The sequence below is a fragment of the Nocardia brasiliensis IFM 10847 genome (assembly GCF_000710915.1).
Lineage (GTDB): Bacteria > Actinomycetota > Actinomycetes > Mycobacteriales > Mycobacteriaceae > Nocardia > Nocardia brasiliensis_A.
The window spans coordinates 70,641-87,328 of record NZ_BAUA01000104.1 but is presented as its reverse complement, the minus strand read 5'-3'; the positions used below and the strand labels follow the sequence as shown (position 1 = coordinate 87,328).

20 protein-coding genes are annotated in these 16,688 nt (G+C 68.9%); 4 read left to right on the top strand and 16 right to left on the bottom strand.

The window, feature by feature from the left end:
* Positions 1–103 precede the first annotated feature (103 nt).
* From NBRGI_RS22295 to NBRGI_RS22275, 5 genes are all read right to left on the bottom strand, one after another.
* Complete coding sequence (locus NBRGI_RS22295; RefSeq protein ID WP_081878191.1) at positions 104–517, bottom strand: hypothetical protein; 414 nt, start codon at positions 515–517, stop codon at positions 104–106.
* Between the two features lie 247 nt (positions 518–764).
* The gene (locus NBRGI_RS45330) at positions 765–2,735 is read right to left on the bottom strand and encodes a DUF4328 domain-containing protein (protein WP_148310906.1); all 1,971 of its coding nucleotides are present in this window, start codon (positions 2,733–2,735) and stop codon (positions 765–767) included.
* 44 nt (positions 2,736–2,779) lie between these two features.
* Entirely contained in the window at positions 2,780–3,331 is a 552-nt protein-coding gene (recX, locus tag NBRGI_RS22285) for a recombination regulator RecX (RefSeq protein ID WP_029899193.1), read from the bottom strand.
* Between the two features lie 361 nt (positions 3,332–3,692).
* Positions 3,693–4,733 carry a recombinase RecA gene (gene recA / locus NBRGI_RS22280; RefSeq protein ID WP_014986809.1) on the bottom strand — a complete coding sequence of 347 codons (1,041 nt, stop codon included), beginning with the start codon at positions 4,731–4,733 and terminating at the stop codon, positions 3,693–3,695.
* 168 nt (positions 4,734–4,901) lie between these two features.
* On the bottom strand, positions 4,902–5,948 hold the full coding sequence (locus NBRGI_RS22275) for an Lrp/AsnC family transcriptional regulator (protein ID WP_029899192.1): 1,047 nt from the start codon (positions 5,946–5,948) through the stop codon (positions 4,902–4,904).
* 98 nt (positions 5,949–6,046) lie between these two features.
* On the opposite strand from NBRGI_RS22275, the gene NBRGI_RS22270 reads away from it, so the two are divergent.
* Positions 6,047–7,456 carry an MFS transporter gene (locus NBRGI_RS22270; protein WP_235211067.1) on the top strand — a complete coding sequence of 470 codons (1,410 nt, stop codon included), beginning with the start codon at positions 6,047–6,049 and terminating at the stop codon, positions 7,454–7,456.
* Positions 7,457–7,506: 50 nt separating this feature from the next.
* Here NBRGI_RS22270 and NBRGI_RS22265 read toward each other — a convergent pair whose 3' ends face one another.
* From NBRGI_RS22265 to NBRGI_RS22255, 3 genes are all read right to left on the bottom strand, one after another.
* Complete coding sequence (locus tag NBRGI_RS22265; RefSeq protein ID WP_029899190.1) at positions 7,507–7,956, bottom strand: nuclear transport factor 2 family protein; 450 nt, start codon at positions 7,954–7,956, stop codon at positions 7,507–7,509.
* Between the two features lie 15 nt (positions 7,957–7,971).
* On the bottom strand, positions 7,972–8,853 hold the full coding sequence (locus tag NBRGI_RS22260; RefSeq protein ID WP_029899189.1) for a pyridoxamine 5'-phosphate oxidase family protein: 882 nt from the start codon (positions 8,851–8,853) through the stop codon (positions 7,972–7,974).
* Positions 8,854–8,924: 71 nt separating this feature from the next.
* Positions 8,925–9,386 carry a VOC family protein gene (locus NBRGI_RS22255; RefSeq protein ID WP_029899188.1) on the bottom strand — a complete coding sequence of 154 codons (462 nt, stop codon included), beginning with the start codon at positions 9,384–9,386 and terminating at the stop codon, positions 8,925–8,927.
* Positions 9,387–9,540: 154 nt separating this feature from the next.
* On the opposite strand from NBRGI_RS22255, the gene NBRGI_RS22250 reads away from it, so the two are divergent.
* A complete protein-coding gene (locus NBRGI_RS22250) occupies positions 9,541–10,059 on the top strand; it encodes a CGNR zinc finger domain-containing protein (RefSeq protein WP_029899187.1) in 519 nt (172 codons plus the stop codon).
* Positions 10,060–10,061: 2 nt separating this feature from the next.
* On the opposite strand, the gene NBRGI_RS22245 is transcribed toward NBRGI_RS22250, so the two are convergent.
* The 3 genes from NBRGI_RS22245 to NBRGI_RS22235 all read right to left on the bottom strand — a co-directional run bounded on the left by NBRGI_RS22245 (position 10,062) and on the right by NBRGI_RS22235 (position 12,725).
* A complete protein-coding gene (locus NBRGI_RS22245; RefSeq protein WP_235211066.1) occupies positions 10,062–11,306 on the bottom strand; it encodes a phosphotransferase in 1,245 nt (414 codons plus the stop codon).
* A complete protein-coding gene (locus NBRGI_RS22240; RefSeq protein WP_029899185.1) occupies positions 11,303–11,494 on the bottom strand; it encodes a DUF3046 domain-containing protein in 192 nt (63 codons plus the stop codon). Before NBRGI_RS22240 ends, NBRGI_RS22245 begins: the two co-directional genes overlap by 4 nt.
* A gap of 67 nt (positions 11,495–11,561) precedes the next feature.
* Entirely contained in the window at positions 11,562–12,725 is a 1,164-nt protein-coding gene (locus tag NBRGI_RS22235; protein WP_029899184.1) for a glycosyltransferase, read from the bottom strand.
* A gap of 130 nt (positions 12,726–12,855) precedes the next feature.
* Here NBRGI_RS22235 and NBRGI_RS22230 point away from each other — a divergent pair, with 130 nt between their 5' ends.
* Positions 12,856–13,416 carry an HD domain-containing protein gene (locus tag NBRGI_RS22230; protein ID WP_200882209.1) on the top strand — a complete coding sequence of 187 codons (561 nt, stop codon included), beginning with the start codon at positions 12,856–12,858 and terminating at the stop codon, positions 13,414–13,416.
* A gap of 80 nt (positions 13,417–13,496) precedes the next feature.
* Here NBRGI_RS22230 and NBRGI_RS22225 read toward each other — a convergent pair whose 3' ends face one another.
* From NBRGI_RS22225 to NBRGI_RS48175, 5 genes are all read right to left on the bottom strand, one after another.
* Entirely contained in the window at positions 13,497–14,210 is a 714-nt protein-coding gene (locus NBRGI_RS22225) for a PIG-L deacetylase family protein (protein ID WP_029899182.1), read from the bottom strand.
* Positions 14,211–14,421: 211 nt separating this feature from the next.
* The gene (locus NBRGI_RS48535; protein WP_014986821.1) at positions 14,422–14,595 is read right to left on the bottom strand and encodes a hypothetical protein; all 174 of its coding nucleotides are present in this window, start codon (positions 14,593–14,595) and stop codon (positions 14,422–14,424) included.
* Between the two features lie 131 nt (positions 14,596–14,726).
* On the bottom strand, positions 14,727–14,858 hold the full coding sequence (locus tag NBRGI_RS49655) for a hypothetical protein (protein WP_268808423.1): 132 nt from the start codon (positions 14,856–14,858) through the stop codon (positions 14,727–14,729).
* Positions 14,859–15,046: 188 nt separating this feature from the next.
* Positions 15,047–15,799 (bottom strand): PRC and DUF2382 domain-containing protein, encoded by a 753-nt coding sequence (locus tag NBRGI_RS22210; RefSeq protein ID WP_029899181.1) that lies wholly within the window; start codon positions 15,797–15,799, stop codon positions 15,047–15,049.
* Positions 15,800–15,880: 81 nt separating this feature from the next.
* Positions 15,881–16,048 carry a hypothetical protein gene (locus tag NBRGI_RS48175; RefSeq protein ID WP_156055100.1) on the bottom strand — a complete coding sequence of 56 codons (168 nt, stop codon included), beginning with the start codon at positions 16,046–16,048 and terminating at the stop codon, positions 15,881–15,883.
* A gap of 346 nt (positions 16,049–16,394) precedes the next feature.
* Here NBRGI_RS48175 and NBRGI_RS22200 point away from each other — a divergent pair, with 346 nt between their 5' ends.
* Positions 16,395–16,589, top strand: a complete 195-nt coding sequence (locus NBRGI_RS22200) for a hypothetical protein (RefSeq protein WP_141691625.1) — start codon at positions 16,395–16,397, stop codon at positions 16,587–16,589.
* Positions 16,590–16,688 lie beyond the last annotated feature (99 nt).

The window sequence follows — 16,688 nt, the reverse complement described above, 5'->3', positions numbered from 1 at the left end:
GCACTGCCGGTTGGGTTGTTCATGCGACGAGTATCGACGCGAGTACTGGCGTCGTTCTTGCAAGGCGCTGTCATGCGGGAGGAAACTCGGCAGCCGGCGAACATCAAGCCGTGTCGGCCGAGACGTCCTCGATCGAGGTCACCGATTCGAGCTGTTCGTCGCTCAACCCGTTGATCTTCGCTTTCAACGCCTGCGCTTGCGGCGTGGTCGGCAGACCGCCGGACCACACCCACGGCAGGCACAGTTCGTAGCTACAGCGAGCGCGGGCACTGTAGCGGTGGCGATTTCGCGCCACCACCGACGCCACTCGCACCGCGTGCTCGTTGCGCGGCGGCACCCCGGGCCGATCGATCTCCCTCGCCGAATATCGGAAGCCGTCCATCAACTCGCAACGCGCACAACCCCTCGGCCCCGACCCCAGAATCTCCCCGCATTCCGCGCAGTCGAGCAGATCCAGCGCCGCGTCCACCACCCGCCACTCGAACGCCTCCGGATCATCCACCACCAGCCGAGCCAACTCGACCTCCTCCCCACTCCCCGCCCGGACCCCCTGCTCCCCCAAGAACGCCCCCCAACACCGATCGATACTCTCCTCCACCTCCCGCAACGCGACCGCCGACGCGCCCCCACGCGGCAACACCCCATAACGCCTCATCCCCCGACCGTACCCACCACATCCGTACCCTCGCCCCTGATTTTCCGCGACAGCCAGCGCTGTTCACCGCTACCGGCAGAAGGGGCATCGCACCCGGTGTGTTCGAAAGTCAGGGGGTGGGGAGTTCGGGGAGGAGGGCGGCGAGGGCGGATTTGGCTCGGGCGCAGGCGGTGGCGTGGTCTACGCCGCGGGATCGGTCTTCGCCGACTTGGATCGCGACGATCTCGACGTTGTCACTGCCTTTGACGGGGGCGTGGACGTAGCGCACTTCGCATTCGAACTGCTGCGGCAACGAGGTGTCCGACGTCGGCCAGCCGACGCTCTCGCCCGCTCGTACTTCGAAGGCCGGGCGGCCGCCGATCTCGAACGGTATGAGGTCCTTTGCGATCAGCGGACGGTCTTGCCGTATGCCGCGGCCCAGCGTCACCTGTAAGGAGGTTTGGTTGCCGGAGTGGCGGCACACGTGCACCCCGCTCTCCATTGATCTGTTGCGTTCGACGCCGACCGCATCGCGGATCACCGCTCGATCCACCAGTTTGCAGGGATCGACCCCGATCAACGATCCCGGCACGGACCGCACCTGGGAAACGCCGGCGGCGAGCCGCGCCAGCACGCGCGGGACGAGCTCGGTGGCGATATCGCAGTCGCGGCCGTTGGGCAATACGCCCACCTCGATCTCTATTCCGTTGCCGTCCGTGGTCGCGACCTGACGGACACAACCGGCACCGCGGTCGGGCTCCGACATAGTGAGCCCGAACGACGTTTCGCCGACCGGCCGGGACGGGGCATCGAAGTAGGTCCAACCCGCCCTGACCCAGACCAGCGGGGAATCGGTGTCGTACTTCGCGGTGCGATGCTCCGGGCGCACACACTCACCCCACTGACCGGGTTCGGGGGCAGGCCCGGGACCGATCAGGTCCAGCGCCTCTTGGTCGAGCAGGGTGCACGGATCGATGGTCCGGAGCATTTCCACGTCGGCCGCCAACGTCACCGCAGCCGAATCCCCTTGGCGCACCACGAAAGCAGCGCCGACCACGGCAAGGGCGACCACCCCGAGCACCGCACCGGCCAGCACGGCGACTCTGCGACGAGAACGCCCCGCAGATGCGCTACCCGCGGTGCCACGAAACGCTTCGGGGCGCAAAGAACCCGAAATAGTCGCACCGGACTCGCGACCGCCGGGCACAGGCACGCCGGACTCACGACCGCGCGACCGGACCACGGCCGCATCGGATACCGGCGCGAGGGACTCGTGCGTGCCGGACGTGGCGGTGGACGCGTTGGTCACGGCCGGCGCTGACGGGGGTGCGCTCGAGTGCGGCATTACCGTAGCGGCACTGAGTGGGGTCTCGGGGCGGGGTGTGGGTGCGGTGGTCGCGCTTGCGGCGGCGCGGTGTCGTTCGGCCTGCCAGCGGCCGACTCGGGTGATGACGGCGACGAGGCCAGCCGCTGCGACGGCGAACAGGAGCAAGCTGATTGCCTCGAATGCCATGGCCACGGCTGCGGGGACGGGATCGAGGGACAGTGTGGTGAGCAGGCGGTAGATCGTGGTGACGCCGAGCATGATCTGGCCGCCGAGCAGCGCGAGCCACCACAGCACGACGAGCGGCGTCGTGGCATTCGCGGTCAGGCGCGAGGCGTGCGGCGCAGTGCCGGGATCGCTGGCTCGCACCACGTCGTCGACGAGCACCGGCGGGAACCACAGCGAGACGATCGGCACGAACCAGCCGCCGACCACCCAGCCGCGCGCCAGCCGGTGTCTTGCCGCACAACCGAACTCGGCGTTGGTGCGCGCCCGCCACAGCCAGGCGATCACCGCGGACAACGTAAAGACCGTCGTCAGCGCGGCCACCGGCAGCGAAAGCGCGAACCAGACGTCGAGTTCTTCACTACGGCGCAACAATTCCGACTGGCCGACAGCGCCCGAGGCGTAATCGTCCAACAGCACATAGTTTCGCAAGTTCGCGACCCAGAACACCGCGCGCACAACCATATTCGCGATCAACGCGACGATCGCGAGAGCTCCGAGCGTCTCCAGCGGCCGATAGTGCCGCTCCCCCACCGCATGCGGCACAGCCACAAACCTCCGTTTGGATCAAGCGTTGCAGAACCGCTCAGCCTATGTCACTCCCGCTCGTCGAGGTCGGCGGTGCCGAAGGAGGCTTCGGCGAGTTCGGATTTGACTACGGCGAAGGCGGTGGATTGGTTGTAGCCGCGGCGGGCGAGCATGCCGACGAGGCGGCGAAGGGCTTTTTCCCGATCGAGGGTGGCGGGGAGGGTGCGGAGTTTGCGGCGGACCAGGTCTCGGGCGCGGGATTCTTCGTCGTCGTCGGTGATGGTGTCCAGGGCGGGAGCGGCGTCGGCCGGGTCGACGCCTTTGCGGCGAAGCTCTTGGGCGAGCGCCTGTTTGCCCTTGCCGGAGAAGGTATGCCGGGAATGGACCCACTGTTCGGCGAAGGCGGCGTCGTCGATGAGGCCGACCTCGGCGAGACGGTCCAGCGCGCGATCGGTGACGTCGGCGGTGTAGCCCTTGGCCGCCAGACGCTGAGCGAGTTCGGCACGGCTGCGGGCGCGGACGGCGAGCAGGCGCAGACACGCCTCTTTGGCCTGCTCGACCGTCCCGCCTGGCGGAGTCTGCTCCGTGGAGCGCGCACCCCGCTCGGATCCGGCCGCCACCGGATCCGCCCATCGGCTTTCGGTACTTTCGCTATCAGCCGAGTGGGAATCTGTGTGCGGGAACGCCTTCCGGCGTCCACGACGGGACGAGCCCGCGCGGGACCCGGTCGAACGCGCCCGCTGCGGATCGGGCGCGCTCGACCGAGTTCCCATGGTGTCCTGTTCGGCCGAACCACCTTCGGCCGACGGGACTCGTCCGGGTTCCTGTCCGCCGAGCCGAGATCCGACCGGATCGGTGGCGGCACCAGAAGAGGCAGACAGGAGTTCTTGGAGCCGGCGCCGCATCTCCTGCACCGGTTCGGACCGCGACTCATCAGGCGCGGTCCGGCGCGGTCGGGGCGAGCGCCGGCCGTTCATCGGATCAGAAATCGGCGGGAACCTCGGCGGCCGGGGCACTCACATCGGCGCCGATGCCGAGCTTCTCCTTGATCTTCTTCTCGATCTCGTCACGCACATCGGTGTTTTCCAGCAGGAACTTCCGGGCGTTCTCCTTGCCCTGGCCGAGCTGGTCGCCCTCGTAGGTGTACCAGGAGCCGGACTTACGCACGAAGCCGTGCTCGACACCCATGTCGATGAGCGAGCCCTCCTTGGAGATGCCATGGCCGTAGAGGATGTCGAACTCCGCCTGCTTGAACGGCGGGCTGACCTTGTTCTTCACGACCTTGACGCGGGTACGGTTGCCGACCGCGTCGGTGCCGTCCTTGAGCGTCTCGATGCGGCGCACGTCGAGGCGGACCGAGGCGTAGAACTTCAACGCCTTACCACCCGTGGTGGTTTCGGGCGAGCCGAACATGACGCCGATCTTCTCGCGCAGCTGGTTGATGAAGATCGCGGTGGTGTTGGAGTTGCTGAGCGCACCGGTCATCTTGCGCAGCGCCTGGCTCATCAGGCGGGCCTGCAGACCGACGTGGCTGTCACCCATCTCGCCCTCGATCTCGGCGCGCGGCACCAGCGCGGCCACCGAGTCGATGACGATGATGTCGATGGCGCCGGACCGCACCAGCATGTCGGCGATCTCCAGTGCCTGCTCACCGGTGTCCGGCTGCGAGACGAGCAGCGCGTCGGTGTCGACACCCAGCTTCTTCGCGTATTCCGGGTCGAGCGCGTGCTCGGCGTCGATGAAGGCCGCGATGCCGCCCTGCGCCTGCGCGTTGGCCACCGCGTGCAGCGCCACCGTGGTCTTACCCGAGGACTCCGGGCCGTAGACCTCGATGATGCGGCCGCGGGGCAAGCCGCCGATGCCGAGCGCGACATCCAGCGAGATGGAACCGGTGGGGATCACCGCGAGCGGCTGACGTACTTCTTCGCCGAGGCGCATGACCGCACCCTTGCCGAAGCTCTTCTCGACCTGAGCCAGTGCGAGTTCGAGCGCCTTGTCGCGGTCGTACGCCTGTGGTGCCATGTCCTGATCCCCTTTTCGACGGGTAAGTCTCTGCTGTGGTTGGCGCCAACATTAGAGGGCGGCACCGACAAGTTCTGGCGCCAAGGTTAGACGAACAGATGTTCGAGTCAAGCGACGCGCCCGGCAACACGCGATCGGAGTTTTGTGTCCTCGGCAAACGCGGCGCGATCACCGCCCCGGTGCGACCCGGTCGCTGTCGAGCAGCGTCTGCGCCTGTTTCAGGACTCGCAGCGAGGGCGTGACCTCCAGGTCGGTGATGCCCTCCAGCGCGCCGAGCCGCTCGGTGATGTAGCGGTAGAGATGGGGCGTGTCGCGGCACAGGACGGAGGCGAACAGGTTGGTCGGCCCGGTGGTCGCGGCCACGAAAACGATCTCCGGATGCGTCGCCATCGCCCGCCCCACCGCGTCCAGCTCGGCCGGGCGCACCCGCAGCCACATGCCGCCGCGCACGGTGAACCCCATCCGTTCCACCGCGAAGTCGAGATCGAAGTACAGCACGCCCGCCCGCTCCAGCTCGGCCATCCGGCGCGCGACTCGTGGTGCGGTCCAACCAGTTTCGGCCGCGATCTGAGCGTAGGGCGCGCGTCCGTCCCGGCCGAGCAGCGCGAGCATGGCCTCGTCCTCGGCGGACAGGTCCACCGGCAGGTCCGGCCCGAACTCCTCGCCCAGGGAACGCGCCGAACCCGCCGCGCAGCCCGACCGCTGCCCGAGCGCGCACAGCTGCTGCTCGGTGAACAGGTGAGCGAAACGCGGCCATTCCTCGTCGGCCGGGAACCGGTGCATCACCTCGTGCGCGGTGACCCCCAGCACCTGGCTCGCCTTCGGCAGCGTGTGCAGCAGCAGCGCGTCGCGCCGTTCGGTCGAGCGCGGCCGGCTCACACATGTCACCTCGGAGCCGGTGGACAACAGCGTCACCCAGCTCAGATCCGGGAATCTGGCCAGGGATTCGGCCAATCGCAGCGCTTTGTCGGGTGTCGAGCGGATCCGCAGCACCCAGCGCGCGTGCCCGAGCGGCACCGCGTTCACCTGCCCCGAGACGTGCAGGATCGCGCGCTGGCGCAGCGCGCGATAGCGGCGCGCGACGGTCTGCTCGGAGACGTCGAGGATGGCACCGAGCTTGGCGAACGGAATCCTGGCGTCGCACACCAGCGCGTGCACGATCTGCTTGTCGAGCACGTCGAGCACGGAGGATTCCACGGACCCATCGGACTGCATGGGAGGAATCTAACGCAACGCCCCGTGCGGCTAGGTGGATGCGTTCGATTGCCGCACGCTTGGCGACGATATCGTTCGATTCCGCCATGGAGGCTCCTGTGAGGAAATGGCTCCCCCTGTTCGCCGCGTGTCTCGGCACGTTCATGTTGCTCATCGACGTCACGATCGTGAACGTCGCACTGCCCGACATCGCCGTCGATCTGCGCGCCGGGCTGTCCAGCCTGCAGTGGGTGGTGGACGGTTACGCGCTGGCGCTGGCCGCGCTGCTGCTCGTGCTCGGCTCGCTCGCCGACCGGGTCGGCGCGAAACGCGCCTACCTCGCCGGGCTCGTCCTGTTCGCCGTGGCCTCCCTGAGCTGCGGTGTCGCCGGTACCGCGACGAATCTCATTGCGGGACGGGTACTGCAAGGTGTCGGCGGCGCGGCCATGTTCGCGACCACACTGTCGCTGCTGCACGCCACCTACACCGGGCGCGACCGCGGTATCGCGTTCAGCATCTGGGGCGCGGTGACCGGTGCCGCGGCCGGTATCGGCGTGGTGCTCGGCGGCGTGCTGACCGACCTGTTGTCGTGGCGCTGGATCTTCTTCGTCAACCTGCCGATCGCCGTGCTCGCTATCGCGTTGACCGCCACGGTGTTTCCGGCCTCGGCCCGTCGCGGCGCTCGCGCGGTGGACGTGCCGGGCATGCTCGCGTTCGCGACCGCCGCGACGGCGCTCACCTACGGAGTGATCCGCGGCGGCGAGCACGGCTGGTCGGACGGTCTCACCGTGCTCGCGCTGATACTGGGCGTCGCGGCGCTCGCGGGGTTCGGGCTCGTCGAATCCCGCAGCACCGCACCGATGTTCCCCTTGGTCCTGCTGCGCAACCGCGTCTTCGGGGCGACACTGCTCGGTGCGAGCGGGCAGACTTTCGCGGCTTTCGCGTGCACTCCCCTGGTGTCGCTCTGGCTGCAGCAGCAGTTGCGGATGACGCCGTTGCACGCGGGACTGGCCTTGTTGCCGATGGCCGCGACCGCATTTCTGGTCGCCGCGGTGTTCGGCCGCTTCCTGCACGACGTCGAACCGCAGTGGACGATCGGCGCCGGACTGGTCGTGATCGGCGCGGGAACCGGGTTGCTCACCTTGATCGGGCCCGAATCATCCTGGACCGCATTGGTTCCCGGCTTCGTGGTGCTCGGCGTCGGCGTCGGCGTCAACGCGCCCGCGCTCGTCTCGGTGGGCATGGCCGCGGTGCCGCCGCAGCAGGGCGGTACCGCGGCGGGCGCGGTGAACACCGCTCGCCAGCTCGGCCTCGCCCTCGGGGTCGCCGTGCTGGGCACGGTGTTCCGCGGCGTCGCGGGGCCGGCGCAGCCGCTGTCGTTGTCCCGGTTCGCCGCGGGCCTCGACGCCGCATTCGTGGTGGCCGCGGGCGTCGGCCTGGTCTTCGGAACGGCCGCCTTCGCCCTCTTCCACCGGGCGCGGACCGCCGCCACCTCCGGCGCACTGGATCGAGAAGCGGTTGCCGCCTGACGATTTCGCGCGGGTGACGCCGGCCCGGCCGGGCCGGCGTCACCCCGTCGTCACTGTTGCGGGAGCACCGAGGTGTCGCCCTCGGGGCGGGGCCCGTGGATGCGGCGCTCGGATTCGGCGATGGCGACATCGTTGATGCTGGCCTCACGACGCGACATCAACCCCTCGGGGGTGAACTCCCACTGTTCGTTGCCGTAACTGCGCCACCACCGGCCGGATTCGTCGTGCCATTCGTACTGGAAGCGCACCGCGATACGGTTGCCTTCGAACGCCCAGAGATCTTTGCGCAGGGCGTAGCCGTTCTCCACCGACCATTTGCGGGTGAGGAATTCGACGATGGCGCCGCGGCCGGTGAAGAACTCGTCGCGGTTACGCCAGACCGAATCCTCGGTGTAGGCCGCGGCCACCCGCTCCGGATCGCGGGTGTTCCAGGCGTTCTCGGCGGCCAGCACCTTCGCCTTGGCGGATTCGAGATCGAAGGGAGGCAGTGGGGGTCGCATGGACGTTTTCCTTTCTCAGGGGTTGGCCGGGGACAGTTCCGGCGCGGTCCACCGGAGCGGGCCGGCCGGGTAGTCGACCACCTCGGTGATGGTGAAGTCGATCGCGCATTGCGCGCCGGGCGCGGAAGTACTTGACGCCCAGACCAACTCGGCGGTGCCGGTGAGCTGGAGCGCGCCGCCGGTGGCCCAGTTCGGCACGAGCAGCCCGCAGCGCGGATTGACCTCGATATTGCCGAGCGTCATGAACATCGAGTTGCCGCGATAGTCCGGCCAGCGCAGCCGGGTCGGGGAAAGCACCTCCAGGAAGCCGGGATTGCCGCCGCGGTGCGAGGCGTCGGCGTTTCCGTCGGCGTCGGCGGTGGCGGTGAAGAACGCGTCGGCCGCGGCGATCGCCGCCCGCTGTCCCGCGTCGAGTGCCGTGCTGCGGCGCGGCGCCTGCTCCGTCCCCGGCTGGTAGGACTCGATCTCTCTGCGGGATATGTACTTCGGGCAATTGGAGTAGACCTGATCGGTCACGATCCGCAGACCCGCGCCGTCCGGGGTGACCGTGCCGTTGACGCGCATCCGCCTGCGCCGCTGCGGTTGCAGAGCGATCATGCCGATCCGCGCGGCGCCGGTCAGGGCGTCCCGCAACGGATCCCCGGCCACGGGACGCGCCGCGACGGCGATGGTTCCCGCGTCCACGGCGTGGATGAAGCCGGGCGGGCCGACCAGCTCGCTCGCCCACAGCCTGCCCGCCGCGTCCGCGGCGGCGATCACCAGCATCGGCTGCTCGGCGAGGAAAGCCGCGGCGACGGCCGGGATGTCGGCTCGGATCATCCGGCCGACCCGCCCGGCGATCTCCGCCTGGCCCATCCGCTGCTGGACGGCCAGCTCGCCGGAGTGGAAGGGAGCCATCGCATTACTCCTGTCCAAGAGGTAGCGCGAGGGGCGGAATTGCCCACCGCAGCGTGCAACGGTCCTGCGGCTCAGAAGAATCCACAGGTGGGGGCGGAACCGGTGGGCGCGGGCGCGCATTCGGCGCCGGCGGGTGCGTATACCTCGAGCCGGATGCCGTCGGGGTCGGTGAAGAAGATGCCGCCCGAGCTCGCGCCCTCGCTGTGCGCTACGACGCCGTCGTGTGCGAACGACACCGACCGCTCGCGCAGCACCGCCTCGACCGCCCGGACCTGGTCCATGGTGTCCACCTGGAACGAAAGATGATGCAGGCCGGGCCTTTCGGTGCCGAACTCACCGGTGCTCTGCTCCCACAGGGTCACCATCACCTTGCCGTCGATCCCCAGGAACGCCCACTTGCGATCGTCGCCGGTACTCGCGGCCACCTGCTCGAAACCCAGTGCGCTGCGATAGAAGTCGACCGAACGCGCCAGATCGGCGACGTTGAGCCCGATGTGCCCGGTGACGAGCGTGGGCGCGGCGACTGCGGTCATGTGTTCCTCCTCTAACCTGTCAAACCACCTTTATTGGTTTGACTGGTTAGAACATAGCCAGCGCAGGACCAAGCGTCAACCAGTAAAATGTAGATAGACAGTTAGAATGAGACCGGCGCCCCGAACCCCCCGCAGGAGGTGGATACCCTCAGTCATGCACGATCCGCGTCCCCACCTCGGCGAACCGCTGGCCCTCGATCTGCTGGACACGCGGTGGAACGAGCACGGGCAGCCGCAGGACCTGCTCACCGACGTGACCGGTCTGGCCATCTGGCTGTCCTCGGCCGGGCTGACCGAACGGACGCAAGCCGACGAGGCGACCCTCGCCGCAACCTTGGCGGCGCGCGCCGCCATCTACGATGTCGTCCGGCACGCCACGCACGACGCGCTGAACGAGGTACTCGACCACGGCCGCATCCGGCGCACCCTCACCGACACCGGTCCCGCGGAGGTCGTCGACGTGCCCGATCCGGCCTGGCTACCCGCCTGGCTCGCGGCCGACAACCTGCTGCGGCTGCTCGCCGACGCGCCGGACCGCATCCGGCAGTGCGCACACGCCGACTGCGTGCTGTTCTTCTTCGACACCTCGAAGAACGGCACCCGCCGCTGGCACTCGATGGCGACCTGCGGCAACCGCACCAAAGCGGCCAGGCACTACGCGAAAAAGACCTGACCTCAGAACAATTCGTCGAGCAGGCGGTAGTACTCCAGCCGCACGGGATCCGGCTCGGCCAGGCCGTAGGCGGCGAAGAACGCCATCACTTCCGCCGCACCGAAATCGTCGCGCAGATCTCGCACGGCCAGCGCGAGATCGCGGTAGCGGTCGGCGATGCCGAGCGCACCGACATCGAGCAGGATGGCGCCTTCGAGCACGTTGGGCGGTGTGAAATCACCGTGCGCCACCACGAGATCCGTCTCGGCCGGACGCTCGTCGAGCAGCCGCTCGAGCACCTGCTCCGGCGAGGAATCCTGGTTGTCGTCGTCGAAATCGTCGGCGTCGACCAAACCTTCGATCACCTGCCGCCTGGCCTGCGCCAAGACGAGGTCGAGCCGTCCGTCGAACGGGCACTCGGCGACCGGGAGGCTGTGCAGGGTACGCAGCAGCGTGCCCATGATCGTGCCGACCGAGTCCGCGCCGGTCCCGGACTCGGCGCGCGCGGCCAGACTCGGCACGCCCGCGTCGGCGAGCACCAGCACGTCCTCGGCGTAGACGGTGATCTCGGGTAGCCGAATCCCGCGCTCGCGCAACCAGTTCAGCCGCTGCTGTTCGGCCACCGCGCGCGGTCCCCGCTTCACCCAGTAGGCCCCGTTGACGAACGAGACGCCACCGCTCATCCCTTCGTGCTCGGCGGACCAGCTCGGCGCCTCGCCGAGCACCGCGGCGACCGCGGGCGGCAGCGAAATCGGCAGCGCGGACAGGGTTTCCAGCGCCACCCTGGTGGATTCGATCTCCTCCGGGTCCCCTTCGGCGATCCGCAGATCGAGTGCTTCCCGCAGCAGGGCGTGCGCCTCGTCCAGCCGATTCTGTTCGGCCAGCGCCTTGCCGAGATGCTGCACGGCGAACGACAGCACGTCGGGCGCGGCGGCCCGCGCGTGCGCCACGGCCCGCGCGTACAGCGTCTCCGCGGTCGCCGCGTCGCCCTGGTAGCGGTACACGTCGCCCAGATTGATCCACACGGTGATCCGGCGCTGTTCGGTGTCCACGAGTTCCAGCGCGCGATCCAGATGGTCGAGGGCCTCGGCGTAGCGCCCGAGCAGCATCGCCTCGATTCCGGTCTGCCGGAATCCCGCGAAATCGGCCGGCGCCGCCGCGGCGAGGCGCGCGGCCAGCCGCTCCGGATCCAGCGGGATCATCCGCTGCCGCTCATCGAACCGATACAGCGGCTCGTCGTGGCCCACCGCGCGGCCGGACACCGTCACCACCGCCCCCGCGGCACATCGAACTCCGCGCACAGGGCCCGCCACACGTCACGCGGATCCACGCCCGCTTCGATGGCATCGGCACCCGTGCGCCCCAGCGAAGGGATCACGTGATCAGCCAGCAGGGCATCGCCCCTGGCCGACCCGAACTCGGTATGCAACAGTTCCTGGAACTCCGTCAACCGCACTGTGCCCAAGATACCCGCGCCCGCCCGGGCGCCCCACGGCCCCCGTTCGCGGCGGCGGGAAACCGCGCTATCCGGCTCGCACCCCGTCGAGCACTCGGTGGCACAGTTCGACCGGGTCGGCCACCTCGTTCGCCGACTCCGCCGCGGCCCGCGCGGCGACGGCGAAACTCTCGGTGGACAGGATCTCCAGGACGGCCGCGCGGACCGCCTCCGCCGTCAACGGCCGTACCAGCAGCGAACTGCCTTGGCGAGCCGCTCGGTTGGCGAGCTCCCATTGGTCGCCGCCGCCGGGCACGGTCACCAGTGGCACCGCCGCCGAGAGCGACTTGGCCAGCAAGCCGTGCCCGCCGCCGCCCACCACCACCGAGGCGTGCGTGAGCAGTTCGTCCTGCCTGCCCAAACCGGCGGTGGCCCAGGCGGGCAGCTCAGCCGGCGGGGTGTCGAGCATCGAGATCGCCACGCGGACACCGGCATCGGCGAGCGCTTCCAGGACGGTCTCGACCATGCCGGTCACCCCGGTGTGCGCGGTCGAGGGCGCCACCATCACCAAAGGGCCGTCCCCCGTGGGCGGTTGGAGGATTTCCGCGGTGGGCTCCCAGAACAACGGTCCGATGACGTGCGCGTTGCCCGGCCAGTCCGGGCGCGGCACCTCCAGCGCGGGCAGCGTCGCGATCAACCGCGCGGCCGGGCCCGGGTCGGCGGCGGGCAGCCCGACGCTCTCGCGCGCCTGTTCGCGCTGTCGCAGGCCGTGCCGGATATCCCGGGCGGTCATCGTGCGCAGCATGCCGTCGCGCATCCGGCCGCGCAGACCCGTGCCGGGCGCGAGGCCACTTCCGATGGGCGGCAAGGCTTTCGACGGGAGATACAGCGGGTGCGGGGACAACTCGACCCAGGGCACGCCGAGCCGTTCCGCGGCCATGCCACCGCCCGCGGTGAGCACGTCGGAGACCACCAGCTCCGGGAGCATCGCGCTCAGGTCGGGCAGGATCTCGGTGGAGATGTGCGCGGCGCGCTCGTGGATCCGCTGGCCGGCGTCGGTGTCGTCGTCGGCCGGGCGCGGGGCCAGGCCTTTCAACCGGCGCACGCCGATACCGGCGTCGCGGGCCGCGTCGAACCAGCGCGGACCCGTGAACAACACCGGTTCGTCGCCGGCGGCCAGGAAACGCAAGCACAACGCGATGGCGGGAAACGCATGCCCGGGATCGGGCCCCGCGACTACGGCTACTCGCATCGGCCCAGCCTGCCACACCGCATAACGGCCGGGTCACACCCAGCCCCCACTTGGTCACCTGCTCGACGGCAGAACTTCACGTGACCTCGCGGCAGACCGAAGATATGGTCTAGACCAATCGAGTGCGAAGGTGGGAACAATCGTGCAGGTGTCCACGGTGGACGAACTCATGGCGCTGCTGGCGAACGGCGCGGACGTGTGGGACATGCCGGACCGCAGCGGCGATCCGGTCGACATCCTCGACCACGACCGGCAGTGCGCGGAACTGCTGCGCCTGCACTGCCCGGACGACGAGGAACTCCAGGTGGCCGGACTGGTGCACGACATCGGCCACCAGCTCGTTCCCGGCGACGACGCGGGCCATGGACGGCACGGCGCCGCGGCGATCCGCGGGCTGCTCGGCACGCGGGTGGCGCGACTGGTCGAACTGCACGTCGTCGCGAAACGCTATCTCGCAGCGACAGATTCGGATCATGCCGCACGTCTGTCACCGTCCAGTCGCCGCACACTGGTGGCGCAGGGCGGACCGATGGACGACGCGGAGATCGCCGCGTTCCGCGCCGACCCGGACTTCGAGTCCGCCCTCATGTTGCGTCGTGCGGACGACGCCGGAAAGGTCGTCGGCCTCGCGGTCGCACCGCTGGCATCCTGGCGTCCGGTGCTCGACCGGGTCGCCGCGCGACACGCCTAAACCCTAGGCACGCACCACTTCCGTTTTCCCGCAACCGATTTCGCACCCCATAGCGGGTGCGGGAGGTCATAACGGGTGCGTCAGTGGCCCGCGCCGAAGTAGTACAGCTCGAAGCCGACCGCGTGTGGGGCGGGAAATCCGTCGATCGGGCCGGTGGCGCGCTCCACGATCGCGCGCACCTGGTCCTCCACCGGTTCGGCGCTGAGCACCTCGAGGTAACGGCGGTGCTCGGACAACGAGGCCTTCGCCTGCTCGACGTGGGCCGTGACGTCCACGGCGTGCGTGGCTTTCGGGCCGGCCACCGCGCCCCAGCGCGCCGACCACGGCGGCTCGGTGAGGTCGGGGAAGATCCACTCGTTGCCCGCGTCGGCGATGGCGTCCAACGCGGCCCGGCCGACGGCCCGATGATCGGCGCTGTTGGCGAAGCCGGGTGCCCAGGTGTCGCCGAAGTTGAACAGCACCACCAGTTCCGGTCGATGGCGGCGGATCGCTGCCGCCAGGTCACGGCGCAGTTGGAGGGTTTCTTCCACCCGGCCGTCCGGGTAGCCGAGGAACTCGACCTGCTGCACGCCGACGGCGGCCGCGGAGGCGATCTCCTCACCCTCGCGCAACGGACCCGACTGTGCGGGCGGCAATCCGGCGATACCGGCCTCGCCGCTGGTGACCAGCACGTAGCGAATGTCCTTGCCCTGTCCCGTCCACCGGGCCACGGCGGCGGCCGCGCCGTACTCGATGTCGTCGGGATGCGCCACGATCACCAGCCCGCGCTGCCAATCCTCGGGTACTTGCTCCACTGAACCCCTCTTTCGGATGAGTCAGGTCAGCGTACGCAAGTGGGCCGTGCGCTCCCCCCATCTGGGGAGCGCACGGCCCATCGGTCGGTCGGCGCGCGACTTCGCTCGCGCTACCCGGTGGCATCCCGGCCACACCTGGTTCCGCCGACCTCCGCCCGCAGCGTGACTCCGCAGCGCCCGACGCGCGCGCAAGCCACTGCGCGGCCGGAAACTACAACTTGCTCACGGTGGACTTGTCCGAGCCCGCCACCGCCTTGTAGAGCAGGTACAGCCCGAACACGATGGCGCTGATCACCAGGATCGGGAACAGCCCCTTGATCAGCGCACCGATGATGGCCAGCGCGATCCAGACGACCGCGACGATACCGATGATTTTCCAAAGCATTGCCAGCCTCCGAGGTCTCGTGAACCGCCCCTCCGACGATCCGACATGTTCCATGCTGACACCTCGGCACCGATAAATCACCAGGTCAACGCCGATATCCGGGGAAAATCAGGGTTCACCCCGAGCCCGGATCACCCGTTGGTCGCGGCGGCGACCACGGCCCGGGCGACCACGATGCCCGCCGCACCGCTCGCGGTCTGCCGAGCCGGCCGGCATCGAGGACCGTCATCGGCGGCGCCGCCACTCAGCTCACGGAAAAACACGACGAAGAGGATTGTGCCGCATAGCAATACGGGGCGACGGCCGACCGCACCGCTCGGCGGTCCCAGGACCGGTTGACCCGCAATGATTCCCGCCGGGAAACCGGTCGACGACAGTCCACAGCGACCCGGCGGCACACGACAACGGGTGGAGCCCAGTCACCCGGGCCCCACCCGTGCCGATGCGGCGGTTACCTGTCGTGCCTGCGCTGGCGATCCTTGTCGACGCCCTCGGCCTCGATCCGTTCCTTGCGGACCGTGCCGGAGACCGTCTCCGAGTCCTCGACCTGATCGACGGCCAGGCGAACGCGTTCGACCGGGACGGTTTCCTTGTTGACGGTCACCCGCTCCTCGTGCAGAGTCACCTCGCGTTCCTGCTCGCCGATGTCGGCTCGGCCCACGGCCGAGGGGTCGGTGATCGGCTCACGCTCGATCCGGACCTCCTCGTGCATGGTCGGCACGGTGACGGACTGCTCCTCGGTGACCACGTACTTGTGCAGCCGCGCGGTGCCGGCCTCCTCGGTCTCCTTGCCCACGGCCAGTCGCTCCTCCGAGCGCACCAGGCCCGCGGCCTCGTCGGGGCGCATGCCGCCGCGCATCTGCTGCTTGCCGCCCATGTCCCAGCCGGCCCGATTCGGGTCGATGTGGTAGTGCGCGAACAGTTCTCGTTCGGACTCGGCGCTGATCAGCCCGTCGTGATCGAGATGCGGCGCGCTCTTCACCTCCGACTTCTCCACCCGGACCTGCAACGCCTCCGGGTCGTGCCGCAGCTCCGCACCGGCCAGCGGGACCAGTGAGTCGTCGCTGAACATGCCGGTGGAGACGGCCACCCAGGTCGGCGAGCCGGAGGTGTTGTCGACATAGACCCGCTTGACCTTGCCGATCTTGTCACCGCCCTGATCGAGGACGGCACTTCCGATGAGTTCTTCCAGCATTCCGGTCATGGTTTCGATTCCTCCGCGTGCATTCGGTGCGGACGCAGGCCGACGGAGCATGACCCGGCTCCCGCATTCGATGAAAAATATTCAGGCACTTGTCTTGTGCTCGGACTGGTCGAGATCGTCGGCGAGGCGCCTGGACCGCCGCGTGCGGCGGACCGGATCTGCGACGTTGCCCCAGGCCAGATATCGGCTGATATCGAGCCGCTGCGTGTCCTGGTCGATCGCGGACTTTCGGTAGGCAATATCAAGCATTGTCTGCTCCTGCCCTTGTAGTGAAGATTCCCGATCTCGTGTCCGAGGTCAGGCCGATCAGCTACACGATGGCAACTACCCGGGTCCGAGGGACCCAAACACCTCGGCGCAGAATCGGCGATCGACCGGGGGAACAGCGGCGACGCGGCCGGACGCGCCCGGCGGGAAGACCCGCGCGCACCGCGTGCCGAAGCCCGGGCATACTGCGGGGAATGTCCGCGAACAGCGTCGCTCGGGACCGTCGAATTCCGCTCTCCCGGCCGTGACCTGGTTCAGTGTACGGTTGTACTCTGATCTTGCGGTAGCGCTCGATGGAGCGGAAGTCGAAGGGATGGTCGGCCGCCTGATGGAAAACGAACTCGCACAAGAACTCGCCGCCGCAGCGCGCAGGCACGGCGGCGCCATCGCAGGCATCGTGGGCGGTGCCGCCCGCAAGGCGTCCTGGGAAGTACTCGATCTGATGGCCGAGGGTCGCGAGCTGGTGGGAGCCGCACTGCGGGCCCGCGCCGAGGAGTTGCGCCGCCGGGACCGGCTGCGCTGAGGCGCGGGAAACCGGCTGGTTCGAAACCGGTAAAAGACGATGCCATCCGGTACAAAATGACGAATACCCTTGGCAGCCAGGCTGCTTGATGATTCAATC

What these genes read in the sequence shown, in the direction of transcription:
- recA (WP_014986809.1), bottom strand. Translation starts at nt 4,733, where the DNA reads ATGGCACCACAGGCGTACGACCGCGACAAGGCGCTCGAACTCGCACTG.
- NBRGI_RS22260 (WP_029899189.1), bottom strand. Translation starts at nt 8,853, where the DNA reads ATGGCTCCCTTCCACTCCGGCGAGCTGGCCGTCCAGCAGCGGATGGGC.
- NBRGI_RS22265 (WP_029899190.1), bottom strand. Translation starts at nt 7,956, where the DNA reads ATGCGACCCCCACTGCCTCCCTTCGATCTCGAATCCGCCAAGGCGAAG.
- NBRGI_RS22250 (WP_029899187.1), top strand. Translation starts at nt 9,541, where the DNA reads ATGCACGATCCGCGTCCCCACCTCGGCGAACCGCTGGCCCTCGATCTG.
- NBRGI_RS48175 (WP_156055100.1), bottom strand. Translation starts at nt 16,048, where the DNA reads ATGCTTGATATTGCCTACCGAAAGTCCGCGATCGACCAGGACACGCAG.
- NBRGI_RS22275 (WP_029899192.1), bottom strand. Translation starts at nt 5,948, where the DNA reads ATGCAGTCCGATGGGTCCGTGGAATCCTCCGTGCTCGACGTGCTCGAC.
- NBRGI_RS22235 (WP_029899184.1), bottom strand. Translation starts at nt 12,725, where the DNA reads ATGCGAGTAGCCGTAGTCGCGGGGCCCGATCCCGGGCATGCGTTTCCC.
- NBRGI_RS22200 (WP_141691625.1), top strand. Translation starts at nt 16,395, where the DNA reads ATGGAAAACGAACTCGCACAAGAACTCGCCGCCGCAGCGCGCAGGCAC.
- NBRGI_RS22210 (WP_029899181.1), bottom strand. Translation starts at nt 15,799, where the DNA reads ATGACCGGAATGCTGGAAGAACTCATCGGAAGTGCCGTCCTCGATCAG.
- NBRGI_RS22255 (WP_029899188.1), bottom strand. Translation starts at nt 9,386, where the DNA reads ATGACCGCAGTCGCCGCGCCCACGCTCGTCACCGGGCACATCGGGCTC.
- NBRGI_RS48535 (WP_014986821.1), bottom strand. Translation starts at nt 14,595, where the DNA reads ATGCTTTGGAAAATCATCGGTATCGTCGCGGTCGTCTGGATCGCGCTG.